The following is a 14,482-nucleotide window of genomic DNA, read 5'->3' as shown; positions in this document are numbered from 1 at the left end:
GCTTCTTTCCGGGCATTGCGCTGGTGGTCACCATCGTGGCCATGAACCTGGTCGCCGACCAGCTTCGCGATGTACTCAATCCGCGCCTGCAAACGCAGTAACGCAGCACGACAGGAGCGAATATGAGCAAACCGACCCTAGTGGTGGAAGGCCTCAAAACCCAGTTTTCCACGCGCGGCGGTGTCGCGCGCGCAGTCGACGATGTCTCGTTCTCGGTTGGCCGCGGCGAGATCATGGGCCTGGTGGGTGAGTCCGGATCGGGCAAGTCGATGACCGGCTACTCGATCATGGGCCTGATCGATCCGCCCGGCAAAGTGGTGGATGGCCGCATCGAGCTGACCAGCCGCGACGGCGTCACGCGCGACCTGCGCAACCTCACGCCAGCGCAGATGCGCGATGTGCGCGGCAACCGCATCGCGATGATCTTCCAGGATCCGATGATGACGCTGAACCCGGTCCTGCGCATCGACACGCAGATGATCGAGGCCGTGCTGGCGCATGAGAAGGTCGACAAGGCGGTGGCGCGCGAGCGCTCCCGCAATGCGCTGGCACGCGTCGGGATTCCTTCGCCGGACGAGCGCCTGCGCGCCTATCCCCATCAGTTCTCGGGCGGCATGCGCCAGCGCGTGGCGATTGCCATCGCGCTGCTGAACAAGCCCGACCTGATCATCGCCGACGAGCCCACCACCGCGCTGGACGTAACCATCCAGGGCCAGATCCTGTACGAGATGCAGAAGCTGTGCCGCGAGTCCGGCACCGCGCTGATCTGGATCACCCACGACCTGTCCGTGGTGGCCGGCCTGGCCGATACCGTGTGCGTGATGTACGCAGGCAAGATCGTCGAAGCCGGCGATGTGCGCCAGGTGCTGGAGCGACCCGAGCATCCCTATACGCACGGCCTGATCAGCTCCGCGCCGTCGCGCAACCCGCGTGGCGCGCCGCTGCGGCAGATTCCCGGCATGACGCCGTCGTTGCTGAACCTGCCGGCCGGCTGCGCTTTCCGCGAGCGCTGCGCCTACGCCACCGATGTGTGCAAGACCACGCCGCCACTCGACACCGCGGCAGACGGGCGCCGCCTGCGCTGCTTTCATCCGGTTCTCTCCCAGCAGGAGGCCGCATGAGCGCCGCCGTTGTTGATCCCGCCCTCRCCGCCATGACGACTGATCCCAGCGCCGAACCCACGCCCAACGCGCCCATCCTCGAGTTGCAAGGCGTGTCCAAGCGCTTCGTCAAATCGCTCGACGCCGCAGCCAGGATCGCCAACCTCTTCGGCGCAKGGGCGAAGGAAGAGGTGGTGCATGCGGTCGACCGGGTCGACCTGTCCATTCGCGCGGGCGAGGTGGTGGGCCTCGTCGGCGAGTCTGGCTGTGGCAAGTCCACGCTGGGCCGCATGGCGGTGGGCCTGCATTCGCTGACCGAAGGCTCCCGCCTGTGGCGGGGCGTTGACCTGGACCGCCTGCCGCCGGAAAAGAAGCGCGAGAAGCAGCTGGCGATCCAGATGATCTTCCAGGATCCCTATGCATCGCTGAATCCGCGCCTGCGCGTGATGGATATCGTTGGCGAGGCGCCGGTCGTGCACGGCATGGTGCTGGCCAGCGAGCAGAAGCGCTACGTGGAAGACATGCTGGTGCGCGTGGGGATGGATCCCACCGTGCTGCGCCGCTTTCCGCACCAGTTCTCGGGCGGGCAGCGCGCGCGCATCGGCATTGCGCGGGCGCTGGCGGTCAAGCCGGAATTCCTTGTGTGCGATGAGTCGGTGGCGGCGCTGGATGTCTCGATCCAGGCGCAGGTGCTGAATCTCTTCATGCGCCTGCGACAGGACTTGAACCTGACCTACCTGTTCATCAGCCATGACCTGGGCGTGGTCAAGCACATCAGCGACCGGGTGGTGATCATGTACCTGGGGCGGGTGGTGGAGTCGGCGCCGGCGGAAGATGTCTTCGCCAGCCCCAACCATCCCTACACGCAGGCGCTGCTGGCCGAGGCCCCGAAGCTGGAGGTGGGCAAGAAGACCTTCGTGGCGATCAAAGGCGAGATTCCCTCGCCGCTGAACCCGCCACCGGGTTGCCATTTTCATCCGCGCTGCCCGCATGCGATGCCGCGTTGCCGGGAGGAGCAGCCGCTGTTGAAGGAAATCGCGCCGATGCGGTTTTCGGCTTGCCACCTGAACGACATGGCGTAGGTGCGCTCAGCATCTGGCCCGTCTCATGCGTGCGCGAGACGGGCCATGTGCCCATCAGCGGATGACCTGCCCCCGCGAGTTGATGATGGTCATCTCGACAAATTTCGAGCCAACGTGGCTGTCCGGGCTGAAGTTGATGATGTAGCCGCCGAGGTCGACGTTTCTCATGCTTTCCAGCGCGGTGATCAGCTTTTCGCGGGTGRGGTCCTTGCCGGCGCGGCGCGTGCCTTCGACAAAGGCCTTGGCGGCGATGAAGCCTTCGATGCTGGCGTAGTCGAACTCGTTGGGCTTGCCGGCCGCCTGCAGCAGGCGCAGGTATTCGCGCACCACCGGCAGGGTGGCGTTGCCAGGGTGGGGCATGACTTGCGAGATGATCACGCCGCTGCCCTTGGCGCCGACTTCCTTGGCGAGTGCCTGGGTGCCGACGAACGAGACGTTATAGAACTGGCCATTGAAGCCGCGGCGCAGCGCTTCCTTCACGAAGGCGCCAGTGGTTCGGTACGCGTTGATCATCACCACCGCGTCGGGCTTGGACTTCATGGAGCCCTGCATGGCATCGCCGATCTCCACCGTATTGCGCACCACGCCCTCGCGGGCGACGATCTGCACGCCGCTGTCGGGCGCGGCCTTGAGGGCGCGTTCGAGCGCTTCCAGGCCGGCCTTGCCGTAGGCGTCCTCGTTGTAGACCACGGCGACCCGCTTGAGGCCAGTGACACGGACCTGGCGCAGGATGGCCGCGGCTTCCTCGTTGAAGCCGGCGCGCACGTGGAAGGCATAGCGGTTGAACGGCTCGCGCAGCGACTGGGCGCCGCTGTAGGGGGCGAAGAACGGCACCCTGGCCTGGGTGGCCAGCGGCAGCGAGGCCTCGCCGGTCTCCGTGCCGACGTAGCCGAACAGCGCGAAGGCGTGGTCCTCGTCGATCAGCGCGCGGGTGTTCTTGGCGGCGGATTCCGGCTCGTTGAAGTCGTCCAGCACCTTGAGCTCGATCTTGCGGCCGTAGATGCCGCCGTGCTGGTTGATGTAGTCGAAGTAGAGCTGCGCGCCAGAATTGAGCTGCTTGCCTAGCATGGCGGTAGGCCCGGTGAGCGCAGCCGACTGGCCCAGCAGGATGGTGTCCGCGCTGACGCCGTTCTCGGCGCTGGCATTGGCAACGAATGAGCCGATGGCGCATGCCACCAGCAGGCCGGCAATGCGCCAGCCCCTGACCCCAGAATGCACTTGCATGGTTTCCCCGTGAAAAACGGTGTGTTCTTTACCCGTGAATGCCTTGCCGGTCTGTGCCGGCGCTGCCCTGGCGCCATCCCCCGGCGCAGCGTCGGGCTATCATAATCGAATACAATCGGAGCCTAACAATTTCCCCCGGCGGCGCCCGTCGGGGCGACGCCGGCATACAACACGCGGCGCCGCCAGGCTAGTCCGGCAACGGCCTTTCCTGCACGGTGACCAGGTCCCGCCGCGTGTGGCCGCTCAGCCGCCCCAATGCATGTTGCCCCATGGCAGTCGCGCCGCCCGCTCCCAATTGCTTGCCAGGAGAATCCATGGCTTCCCGCATCGTCCGTGCCGCTTGCCCGCACGATTGTCCCGATACCTGTGCCTTGCTCGTCACCGTCGAGGACGGCCGCGCGACCAAGGTGGCGGGAGATCCCGACCATCCTGGCACCCAGGGCGTGCTGTGCACCAAGGTCTCGCGCTACACGGACCGCACTTACCACCCCGACCGCCTGCTGACGCCGATGAAGCGGGTCGGCCGCAAGGGCGAAGGCAAGTTCGAGCCGATTTCCTGGGACGAGGCGCTGGACACCGTGGCCACCCGCTTGTCCGCCATCGCCGCGCGCGACCCGCAKGCCATCCTGCCGTACAGCTATGCCGGCACCATGGGACTGGTGCAGGGCGAGAGCATGGCGGCGCGCTTCTTTCACAAGCTGGGCGCCTCGCTGCTTGACCGCACGATCTGCGCCAGCGCCGGTGCCACCGCGCTGCGCTACACCTACGGCGCCAGCATCGGCATGGATATCGAGCATGTGCCCGATGCCAAGCTCATCATCATCTGGGGCGGCAACCCCATCGCCTCCAACCTGCATTTCTGGACGCGGGTGCAGCAAGCCAAGCGGCGCGGCGCCACCCTGGTGGCGATCGACCCGTACCGCTCGCTGACCGCCGAGAAATGCCATCGCCACATCGCCTTGATGCCCGGCACCGACGGCGCGCTGGCGCTGGCGATGATGCACGTGCTGATGCGCGACGGCCTGCTCGACTTCGAGTACATCGCGAACCACACGGTGGGCTTCGAGGCGCTGCGCGAGCGTGCCCAGGCTTACACGCCGCAGCGCGCGGCCGAGATTTGCGGCGTCAGCGTGGACGACATCGAATGGCTGGCCGGCCTCTACGGGCAACTCGCGGTGCGCGAGCGCCAGCCGGTGGCGATCCGCCTGAACTATGGCATGCAGCGTTCGCACGGCGGCGGCCAGGCGGTGCGCGCGGTGGCCTGCCTGCCGTCGCTTGTGGGTGCCTGGCGCCACGCGGCCGGGGGCCTGCAGCTGTCCACATCGGGCTTCTTCCCGGTGGACAACCTGGCGCTGCAACGCCCGGACCTGCTGCCGGGCCTGCCGGCGCTGCCGCGCACGGTCAACATGAGCACCATCGGCGACGCGCTGCTGGATGCCGGCGACGGCGCGGGCAACCCGAAGATCGAGGCGCTGGTGGTCTACAACAGCAACCCGGTGGCGGTGGCGCCGCAGTCGGCCAAGGTGGCCGAAGGCTTCGCGCGTGAGGACCTCTTCACCGTGGTGCTGGAGCAGTTCCGCACCGATACGGCTGACTRCGCTGACATCCTGCTGCCGGCCACCACCCAGCTCGAGCACGTGGATGTGCACAAGGCCTACGGCCATACGTACTTCCTGGCCAACAACCAGGCCATCGCGCCGCTGGGCGAGGCCGTGCCCAACACCGAGATCTTCCGCCGCCTGGCCCAGCGCATGGGCTTTGCCGAGCCGTGCTTTGCCGATAGCGACGAAGATATCGCCGCCCAGGCCATCGTGGCCACGGACCCGCGCGCGGCAGGCATCAGTTGGGAGTCCCTCAAGGCACAGGGCTGGCAAAAGCTCAACCTGCCGGCGGCGCCGCTCGCCGAAGGCGGCTTTGCCACGGCGTCCGGCAAGTGCGAGTTCTACTCGGAGATCATGCGCCGCGACGGTCTCGATCCCTTGCCTGACTACGTGCCCCCGTACGAGACCCCCGCGATCGCACCGGAACTGGCTGCGCGCTATCCGCTGGCGATGATCTCGCCGCCGGCGCGCAATTTCCTCAACAGCTCGTTCGTCAACGTCGACAGCCTGCGCGCCACCGAAGGCGAGCCGCACCTGGACATTCATCCTGAGGACGCCGCCCCGCGCGGCATCGCCAGCGGCAGCATGGTGCGGGCCTTTAACGACCGCGGCAGCATGCTGGCGCGGGCCCGCGTGACCGACCGGGCCCGGCGCGGGCTGGTGGTGGGGCTGTCGATCTGGTGGAAAAAGCTGGCGCCGGATGGCAAGAACGCCAACGAGCTCACCAGCCAGCGGCTGACCGACCTGGGCCGTGCGCCGGTGTTCTACGATTGCCTGGTGCAAGTGGAAGCTGCGCCGGCTACGGCCACCGCCACCGCCTAGCCACCATGAACCTGCGCCCGGCACGCACGCTTCAAGCCCTGGCTGCACTGGGGCTTGCCGCGCTGCTGTCCGGCTGCGACACGGTCGGCTACTACGCGCAGTCGATCGGTGGCCACCTTGGGGTGATGGCGGACGCTCGGCCATTGCCCGACGCCATTGCCGCGGCGCAGCAAGCCAAGGACACGCGGCTGGCTCAGCGCCTGGCTCTTGCCGGCACCATCCGCGACTTTGCCTCGCATGAGCTGAAGCTGCCGGACAACGGCAGCTACCGGCGCTACGCCAACCTGCACCGGTCGTATGTGGTGTGGAGCGTGTTCGCCACCCCCGAGCTGTCGATGGAACTGCACAAGTGGTGCTTCCTGGTGGTGGGCTGCATCAGCTACCGCGGCTATTACGCGCAGGCGGATGCCGACGGCTATGCGCAGGGCCTGCGCAAGGTGGGCCTGGAGCCCTATGTCGCCGGCATCCCGGCGTATTCCACGCTGGGCTATTTTGACGACCCGCTGCTCAATACCTTCGTCTACCAGCCCGAAGGCGAACTGGCACGGCTGATTTTCCACGAACTGGCGCACCAGGTGGTCTATGTGCGCAATGACACCACCTTCAACGAGTCTTTCGCCACCGCGGTGGAAACGGCCGGGGTGGAGCGCTGGCTGGCGCTGGCGGCGTCGCCCGATGCCCGCGCCAGCTACCGCCAGTACGACCTGCGCCGCCAGCAATTTCGCGCGATGCTGCTGGACGCGCGCGATCGGCTCGATGCGCTCTATCACTCGCCCCTGTCAGACGATGCCAAGCGTGCGGGCAAGGCGGAAGTCTTCGCCGGCCTGCGTGCGCGCTATGCGAAGCTCAAGCAAGAGTGGGGCGGCTACAGCGGCTACGATCGCTGGTTCGAGCGGCCGCTGACCAATGCGCAGCTTGCCGCGGTGGCGACCTACCAGCAATGGGTGCCGGCTTTTATGGTGCTCCTGGCGCAAAACGGTGGCGACTGGACGGCGTTCTATGCCGAGGTCCGGCGCATCGGCGATCTGCCGCGCGCCGAACGCGATGCCCGCCTGCGCCAGCTGGCGCCGCCGGCCAGTGGCGGCAACGCGCTGACCGCCGGCGAAAGCGGGACCGCGGTAGGGGCCGCGATCGGCGCGGCACGCGCCAGCGGCGCGCCCGACACGCCATCCGCGCCCGCGGCGGGTGCCAGGCCTTGATGCACTGACTAGGTGCCCGCTGGGCGCTTCATCCGGCAGACCGACGGCAGGTTCAGGTCCCCCCCTGGCGTCGTGCTGTCGAGGCGGAAGCCGTACTGCGTGCCTTCCACGCCAACCTTGACGGTCTTGCCGTCCACCGGCGCGATGGTCGAGACCACCTGCGGCAGCAGCAACTGGTGATCGCTCTTGCGCATCAGCACGTCGCCGACGGGCGAGCGGTACTGCATGCCCTCGAGCGCGAACGCGATGCTGGTCGGGTCGTCGGATCTGGCGCGGCGAATCGCCTCGCTGAGCATTTGCACGGCGATCAGCACGCGCGGGGCGAAGTACTCGCCCGCCGGGGTTTGCCTGACCCGCGCCGCCAGCGCAGCCAGCACCGGATCGTCGCCGTTGGGCAGGTACTCGGCCACCCAGGTCAGGTGCGCGTTCTTTGCCTGCGACACGGCCAGCACGGTGCCGGGCGCGCCGCCGCCGCTATGGTTCAGGTAGTTCAGTTCGTAGCCGGCCTCGCCGCCGGCCTTGATCAGCAGGCTGAGGTCCTGGCCCCAGTTGCCCGTGACCACGGTATCGGCGCCGCTTTCCTTGATCCGGCTCATGTACGGCGCGAAGTCCTTGACTCGCGCCAGCGGGTGCAGCGCCTCGCCGACGAACTGCACGTCGGGCCGCGCTCCCGCGATCATCTGCCGGCCCAGTGCTGCCCAGATGCGGCCCTGGGTGTAATCCTGGTTAAGCAGGTAGACCTTGTGCATGCCCTTTTGCTCGCGCGCGAAATTGGCCAGCGCGCGCATTTTCATCGCCGTGTTCGCCTCGGTGGCGAAGTGCCAGAAGCTGCAGCGCGCGCCCGTCAGGTCGGGGTCGAGCGAGGCGTAGTTCATGATCAGCACGCGCTGCCCGGGGTTGCGCTCGTTGTGCCGGTTGACGGCCTCCACCAGCGCCGTGACCACCGGCGAGCCAGATGCGCCGGTGAACACCACGCGCACGCCGGCGTCGATTGCGCTTTGCAGCGCGATGAGGCTTTCCTGCGCAGAGAGCTTGTTGTCAAAGCTCACCAGCGCGTAGTTGCGCCCGAGCACGCCGCCCTGTGCGTTGGCGTCATCGAGCGCGAACTTCAGGTTGGCCTGGAAGATCTGGCCCACGTTGGCCAGCGGCCCGGACAACTGGTCGATGAACGCTACCTTGATGGGCGCGGCGGCGTTGTCTTGCGTTTTTTCCTGCGCGTTCTCCCGGGCCTGTAGCGGCAGCGCGCCGACCAGCGCGAGTGCGGCAACGGCGACGCAGCGCGTGAACACGCCACGCGCCAGCGCGGCGGCCCTGGCGGTGGCGCGTGGCGCGCGCCTCAAGTCATGGGACATCGATGCTCTCCTTCTGCTTGTCACCACGTGTCGATGAAACGGCGCGATCCGGCCGCCGGCGTATCGGGCGCGGCCGATGCCGGGAGCGCCGAAGCCAGGCCGCGCAGCAGCCAGTGGCGTGTGTCGGCCGGGTCGATGACGGCGTCGATTTCCAGGTGGCTAGCCATATTAAGCGCTCGGCCGCGCTGGTAGGCGCCCTCGATCATGCGCGCAAACAAGGCTTCGCGCTCGTCCGGGTCGGCCACCGCTTCCAGTTCCTTGCGAAAGCCCAGCCGGATCGAGCCCTCGATGCCCATCGCGCCGAACTCGCCGCTGGGCCAGGCTACGGTAAAGAACGGCGCGCCGAAGCTGCCGCCGGCCATGGCTTGCGCGCCCAGGCCATAGCCCTTGCGCAGCACCACCGTGAAGAAGGGCACGCGCAGTGCGCCGGCGGTGACGAACAGGCGCGAGACGTGGCGCACCGTGGCGGTCTTCTCCGCCTCCGGTCCCACCATGAAGCCGGGCGTGTCGCACAGCGAGACGATGGGCAAGCCGTGCGCATCGCATAGCTGCATGAAGCGCGCGGCCTTGTCGGCGGCCGCGGCATCGATGGCGCCGCCCAGGTGCCGCGGGTTGTTGGCGATGCAGCCGAAGGCGCGCCCTTCGATGCGGATCAGCGCGGTGATGATGCCCGCGCCAAAGGCGGCGCGCAGCTCCAGCACGGAGTCGTGATCGGCCAGCGCCGCGAGCACGCCGCGCATGTCGTAGCTGCGCAGCCGGTTCTCAGGGATCAGGTGGCGCAGCGCGCGCGCATCGCCGGCCTCCCAGCCGGTGAGGTCGCCCTGGAAATAGGACAGGTAGCGGCGCGCCGTCTCCACCGCCGCTATCTCGTCGTCGACCAGCACATCGATCACGCCGTTGGGTGCTTGCACGCTCACCGGGCCGACTTCCTCGGGAGCGAACACGCCGAGCCCGCCGCCTTCGATCATGGCCGGGCCGCCCATGCCGATGGTGGCGTTGCGCGTGGCGATGATCACGTCGGCGCAGCCTAGCAGCGCGGCATTGCCGGCAAAGCAGCGCCCGGAGACGATGCCCACCAGCGGCACCTGGCCGGACAGCCGCGCGAACTGGATGAAGGACGTGCAATCCAGCCCGGCCACCACCGGGGTGTCGGTGTCTCCGGGCCGCCCGCCGCCGCCTTCGGCGAACAGCACCACCGGCAGGCGCCACTGGCGCGCCAGCGCCAGCATGCGGTCCAGCTTCTTGTGGCCGTAGAAGCCCTGGGTGCCGGCCAGCACTGTGTAGTCGTACGCCAGCACCATGCAGCGCGCATCCGTTGCCGGGAAGTGCTCGGCATTGACGGTGCCAATGCCGGTGACGATGCCGTCGGCCGGCGTCGCGCGCTCCAGGTCCTCCACGCTGCGGCGCTGGCGTTGCGCGGCGATGGCGAGCGCGCCGTACTCGATGAATGAGCTGGCATCGCACAGCTGGGCGATGTTCTCGCGCGCGGTGCGCCCGCCCCTGGCATGGTGCTTGTCCACCGCTTGCGGGCGGGCCGCGTCCTGCGTGAGCGCGTGGCGGGCCAGGGCGTCGCGCAGGTCCGCCCGGATATGGGCGGGATCCACGGCGGCGCCGGCCTGCGCCCCATGATGGCCGCCTTCGTCCAGCGACAGCACGATCACCGGCGCGCCCGCGCGCAGCACGTCGCCGAGCGCGGCCAGCACGCGTAGCACTTCGCCCGCCCCCGGCGCTTCCAGCGGGTGCTCCATCTTCATGGCTTCGATGATGGCCAGAGATTGCCCGCGCCGCACGCGCTCGCCGGGGCGCACCTGCACCGCTGCCAGCGCGCCGTCCATGGGTGCGCAGAGCAGCGCCGCATCGTCGGGCAGGTCGTCCGGCAGCGTGGATGCGAGCGCTTGCGCGCTGCTGGCCGCAGTCACCGCATGCAGCGCCGGATGGCCGGGATCGCTGTCCAGCGACTGCGTCGCGAGGGCCGGTAGCGCCGCGTCCAGGTACTGCGTGTGGACTGCGTTGCGCCGCACATCGTCGCGCAGCAGCAGGTCCTGCAGCAGCCTGCGGTTGGTGTCGATGCCCTCGATGCGGAACTCGCACAGCGCCCGATAGGCCTGGGCCAGCGCGCGCGCGTAGTTGCCGCCGGGTTCATGCACGATCAGCTTGGCCAGCAGCGAGTCGAAGCGCGGGTTGACCGTCATGCCGGCATGGCCCGCGCCATCGACGCGCACGCCGGGGCCGCTGGGCGGCTCGTAGGCATCGATGCGGCCGCTGGCGGGGCGCAACTGGCCTTGCGCGTCGAGGTGCTCGGCGTTGATGCGCAACTGCACTGCAATGCCGCGCGGCGCGGGCGCTTGCGCCAGCCCGAGGTGGCCGAGATCCTGCCCGGCGGCAATGGCCAGCTGCACCTGGAGCAGGTCCACGCCGGTCACCATTTCCGTGACGGTGTGCTCCACCTGCAGGCGCGGGTTGGCCTCCATGAACCAGAACTCACCATCCGCGCCATCCGCACCCAGCAGGAACTCGAAGGTGCCAATGCCGCGRTAGGCGCTGGCGCGCGCCAGCGTGATCGCGGCCTGGGCCAGGCGCGCACGCATGCCTGCATCGAGCGAAGGGCTGGGCGCCACTTCAACCAGCTTCTGGTGCCTGCGCTGCAGGCTGCATTCGCGCTCGCCCAGGGCGATCACGCCGCCGGCCGCGTCTGCCACCACCTGGATCTCGATATGGCGAGGCGCATGCACGATGCGCTCCACGTAGACGGCGCCGTTGCCAAACGCGGCCGTGGCTTCGGAGACGCAGCGGGCATAGGCCTCGTCGATGTCCGCTGCCGCGTGCACCGCGCGCATGCCGCGCCCGCCGCCACCGGCCAGCGCCTTGATCATCATGCCGGCCGCCTTGCCTGGCGCTTGCAGCGAGGCAAAGAACGCGTGCGTAGCCTGCAGCGTCGTCGGCCCGGTGGAGCCCGGCACCACCGGCACGTCGCACTCGCGCGCCAGCGCGCGCGCGCGCGCCTTGTCGCCGAACAGGCGCAGCACATCGGGTGCGGGGCCGGCAAAGGCCAGGCCGGCGTCCAGGCAGGCCTGGGCAAACTCGGCGTTCTCGGACAGCAGGCCGTAACCCGGGTGGACCACGTCGCAGCCACTGCGGCGCGCAGCGTCCACTACCTGCGCGATATCGAGGTAGGCGCGCGGGCCGGTGCCGGGCAGCGCTACCGCGCCATCAGCCTTGCGCACGTGGAGGGCGTCGCGATCGTCCTCGCTGTACAGCGCCACGCTTTCCAGGCCCATTGCCGCTGCGGCGCGGGCGATGCGGATGGCGATTTCACCGCGATTGGCGATCAGTAGCTTGCGGAACGTCATGATGCGAAGAAGGTGAATGTGGCGGATTTCATAGGGAAGGGCATCACGGGATCAGCCAAGCTGCTCGGCCAGCGGCGCCAGGTCCTGCTTGCGCACCTTGCCCGTGGCGGTTAGCGGCAGGGCGTCGACAATATGCACCAGCGGCACCTTGTAGACGGCCATGTTGGCACGGCACCATTGCACCAGCGCGGCGTTGTCCACCGTGCCGATGGCCTCGGGCTTGAGCATGACAAACGCCACGGGCAACTGGCCGCGGTCCTCATCCGCGCGGCCCAGCACCGCCGAGCCGAGAATGGCCGGATGCTGACCCAGCAGCGCCTCGATCTCGGCCGGGAACACGCTCATGCCGTTGACCTTGAGCATCTCCTTGCGCCGGCCCAGGTAGTGCAGGTAGCCGTGCTCGTCGATCAGGCCGATGTCGCCGGTGTGGAACCAGCCGTTGCGCAGCGATTCGCGCGTCGCGTCGGGTTTGTTCCAGTAGCCTTTGAGCAGGGTCGGCGTGCGCACGCACAGCTCGCCCTCGGCGCCCGGCGGCAGCAGCTCGCCGCTGGCGAAGTCGCAGATCTTGAACTCGGTGCCGGGCACGGGCAGGCCGACAAAGATGGGCTGGGCGCGCAGGTCCAGGTCATCGTCCTGCATGCCGTAGGCAAAGGTGTTGCAAGTTTGCGTCTCGGTCATGCCCCAGGCGGTCTCGGCGATGACCGAGCCGGTCAGCGCCTGCCACGCGCGGCGATACGGCAGGTTGAGCTTCTTGACGAAGGACGATACGCCCACGTAGCGCAGCGAGCGCAATGCGTACTGCGCCGCGCGCGGGTGCTCCATCACCTCCACCGCGTTGTCCACCAGCATCGACGCGTTGGTGACTTGGTAGCGCTGCACCGCCGCCATGAAGGTCTCGGGATCCCAGCGCGCCAGCAGTACCAGCGGGATGCCGAAGAAGGCGGGGAAGATCAGGCAGAGGTTTTCGCCCGCGATCCAGAACTCGGGGAAGAAGCCCAGCATGACGCTGTCGTCGGCGATGTCGAGCGAGACCGCGCCGAACGCGGCCGCCATGTCCACCATATCGCCCTGGGTGTGGATGCAGCCCTTGGGCAGGCCCGTGGTGCCGCCGGTGTAATTGAGCGCGGCCACGGCATCGAGCGAGGCCGGTGTGGCAGGGGCTGCGAGCGTGCACGCCGCCATCGCGGATAGCAGGTCGATGGCGTGGCCGTCGGCTTCGCAGTCATGGCGCGGCGCCTGCACCATGGGCGGCAGCGGCAGTGTGGGCTCGGCGGGAATCACATCGGCAAAGCTGGTCGAAAACAGCAGGGCGAGCGGATCCTGCGCGCCCAGCGCGGCGCGCGTTTCGCGCACCAGCGGCACCAGCTGGTCGAGCGCGATCAGCGCGCGCGGCGTGCTGTCGGCGAGTGCGTGCTGCAACTCGGCGCGCTGCGAGAGCGGGCTGATCGGCACGTACACGGCACCTAGCTTGAGGATGCCGAAGAACACGATGTGGAACTGCGGGCAATTCGGCATCAGCACCGCCACGCGGTCGCCGGCGCCGATGCCGTGTGCTGCCAGCAGCGCGGCGCAGCGGTCGCTCTGCGCGTCCAGCTCCGCGTAGGTGGTTTCGTGGCCGTAGAAAATCACCGCGGGGCGATCCGGCCGGGTGCGGCCCCAGTGGCGCAGCATGTCCGTGAGCGGCATGCGCCCCAGCGGATATTGCGGCGTGCGCGGGGTGCGCTCGGGCCATGCGCGCTGCCAACGCGCATGCATGTCGGCCAGGTAGGTGGTCTCGTCCATTGGCGGTGTCTCCTTGCTGGTGGGCCGCCAAGCCGGCTTGGGTTGGCGAAATTTACTCTTTGGTATATTTGTTTACCCTTCGGTATGATCGTATTGGCATTGCCGTCATGCGTCAAGCCAGGTGCCGCCCGCGTGAATCCATGGTTCACGGGGAGCGGGTCAACGCCAAAACGGACTGCCGGGCCTTCCAGCCGCGGCGCCATGCGAGAATCGCGTCATGCCGACTGCACAGAAAACCGCTCCCGCCGCCGAGGCCGCTCCGGAGATCGCTCCGGACGCCGTACCCGCCCGCTCGCATATCGCCGAGCGGCAGGAAGCGCGCCGCCGCCAGATCCTCGATGCCGCTGCCCAGCTGTTCTATACCAAGGGCTATCCTGGCATGACGATGAACGACCTGTGCCGCGCGCTGGGCGTGACCAAGCCGGCGGTGTACTACTACTTCACCGACAAGTACGAGATGTTCGACATCCTGTGCCGCGAGTCCGCGCAGACCTGCCTGCCGGTCATCCGCGAGACCGCCGACCCGGCCTTGCCGGTGCGCGAGCGCCTGCATGCCTGCCTGCTGGAAATGGCGCGGCGTTGCATTGCCTGCTACGTGCCCGCCACGCTCAGCTTTCGCGACAACCAGTACCTGCGGCCGGAAACGGTGACGTGGCTGGGCAATATGGCGCGCGCCTTCTACCGCGACCTCTATGCGCTGCTGGAGGAAGGCAAGCGCGCGGGGGTGTTCAGCTATGGCGACGCGCGCGTGACCGCCCATGCGATCGGCAGCGTGGTTGGCTTCATGTACACCTGGCACCAGCCCGAGCGCATGGAGGCGCAGGCGCTGGCGGAAGAGCTGGCCACGAGCATGATGAAGATGGTGTTGCCGGTGAACGGCTGACTTCGGCAGGGCTTTTCGTCGCGGCCTGGCGCAAGCCGCTAGGGGAATTCCCCAGTCCGGATTGAACTGTGCGCTAAACTTCACGTC

9 protein-coding genes and 1 pseudogene are annotated in these 14,482 nt (G+C 68.2%); 6 read left to right on the top strand and 4 right to left on the bottom strand.

Features of this window, described 5'->3' with window-relative positions:
* From AC1DS3_RS12160 to AC1DS3_RS12150, 3 genes and pseudogenes are all read left to right on the top strand, one after another.
* Window positions 1–101 (top strand): annotated as a pseudogene (locus AC1DS3_RS12160) (ABC transporter permease); the annotation flags it as partial.
* A gap of 21 nt (window positions 102–122) precedes the next feature.
* Window positions 123–1,121, top strand: coding sequence for an ABC transporter ATP-binding protein (locus AC1DS3_RS12155; RefSeq protein WP_441634009.1), 999 nt, complete (start codon window positions 123–125; stop codon window positions 1,119–1,121).
* Window positions 1,118–2,182 (top strand): ABC transporter ATP-binding protein, encoded by a 1,065-nt coding sequence (locus AC1DS3_RS12150; RefSeq protein WP_477127234.1) that lies wholly within the window; start codon window positions 1,118–1,120, stop codon window positions 2,180–2,182. The genes AC1DS3_RS12155 and AC1DS3_RS12150 overlap by 4 nt, the downstream gene beginning before the upstream one ends.
* Before the next feature lie 54 nt (window positions 2,183–2,236).
* Here AC1DS3_RS12150 and AC1DS3_RS12145 read toward each other — a convergent pair whose 3' ends face one another.
* A complete protein-coding gene (locus AC1DS3_RS12145; RefSeq protein ID WP_477127233.1) occupies window positions 2,237–3,406 on the bottom strand; it encodes an ABC transporter substrate-binding protein in 1,170 nt (389 codons plus the stop codon).
* A 314-nt stretch (window positions 3,407–3,720) separates the two neighbouring features.
* Here AC1DS3_RS12145 and AC1DS3_RS12140 point away from each other — a divergent pair, with 314 nt between their 5' ends.
* The gene (locus AC1DS3_RS12140) at window positions 3,721–5,829 is read left to right on the top strand and encodes a molybdopterin-containing oxidoreductase family protein (protein ID WP_477127232.1); all 2,109 of its coding nucleotides are present in this window, start codon (window positions 3,721–3,723) and stop codon (window positions 5,827–5,829) included.
* A 5-nt stretch (window positions 5,830–5,834) separates the two neighbouring features.
* Window positions 5,835–7,028 carry an aminopeptidase gene (locus tag AC1DS3_RS12135; protein WP_441634001.1) on the top strand — a complete coding sequence of 398 codons (1,194 nt, stop codon included), beginning with the start codon at window positions 5,835–5,837 and terminating at the stop codon, window positions 7,026–7,028.
* Window positions 7,029–7,036: 8 nt separating this feature from the next.
* On the opposite strand, the gene AC1DS3_RS12130 is transcribed toward AC1DS3_RS12135, so the two are convergent.
* The 3 genes from AC1DS3_RS12130 to AC1DS3_RS12120 are packed head-to-tail and all read right to left on the bottom strand — an operon-like array spanning window position 7,037 to window position 13,512.
* Window positions 7,037–8,380, bottom strand: a complete 1,344-nt coding sequence (locus tag AC1DS3_RS12130) for a branched-chain amino acid ABC transporter substrate-binding protein (RefSeq protein ID WP_441633999.1) — start codon at window positions 8,378–8,380, stop codon at window positions 7,037–7,039.
* Between the two features lie 20 nt (window positions 8,381–8,400).
* Window positions 8,401–11,730 carry an acetyl-CoA carboxylase family protein gene (locus AC1DS3_RS12125; protein ID WP_477109258.1) on the bottom strand — a complete coding sequence of 1,110 codons (3,330 nt, stop codon included), beginning with the start codon at window positions 11,728–11,730 and terminating at the stop codon, window positions 8,401–8,403.
* 51 nt (window positions 11,731–11,781) lie between these two features.
* The gene (locus AC1DS3_RS12120; protein ID WP_441633995.1) at window positions 11,782–13,512 is read right to left on the bottom strand and encodes an AMP-binding protein; all 1,731 of its coding nucleotides are present in this window, start codon (window positions 13,510–13,512) and stop codon (window positions 11,782–11,784) included.
* Window positions 13,513–13,729: 217 nt separating this feature from the next.
* Between AC1DS3_RS12120 and AC1DS3_RS12115 the strand changes: the two genes are divergently transcribed.
* A complete protein-coding gene (locus AC1DS3_RS12115) occupies window positions 13,730–14,395 on the top strand; it encodes a TetR/AcrR family transcriptional regulator (protein WP_441633993.1) in 666 nt (221 codons plus the stop codon).
* Window positions 14,396–14,482 lie beyond the last annotated feature (87 nt).

It is taken from the genome of Cupriavidus sp. 01L46 (assembly GCF_056399905.1).
This window is presented reverse-complemented; position numbering and strand designations above follow the sequence as displayed.

Bases quoted from the DNA above. Each gene is read 5' to 3' on its own strand.
- AC1DS3_RS12155 (WP_441634009.1), top strand. From the start codon at position 123: ATGAGCAAACCGACCCTAGTGGTGGAAGGCCTCAAAACCCAGTTTTCC.
- AC1DS3_RS12135 (WP_441634001.1), top strand. From the start codon at position 5,835: ATGAACCTGCGCCCGGCACGCACGCTTCAAGCCCTGGCTGCACTGGGG.
- AC1DS3_RS12130 (WP_441633999.1), bottom strand. From the start codon at position 8,380: ATGTCCCATGACTTGAGGCGCGCGCCACGCGCCACCGCCAGGGCCGCC.
- AC1DS3_RS12120 (WP_441633995.1), bottom strand. From the start codon at position 13,512: ATGGACGAGACCACCTACCTGGCCGACATGCATGCGCGTTGGCAGCGC.
- AC1DS3_RS12115 (WP_441633993.1), top strand. From the start codon at position 13,730: ATGCCGACTGCACAGAAAACCGCTCCCGCCGCCGAGGCCGCTCCGGAG.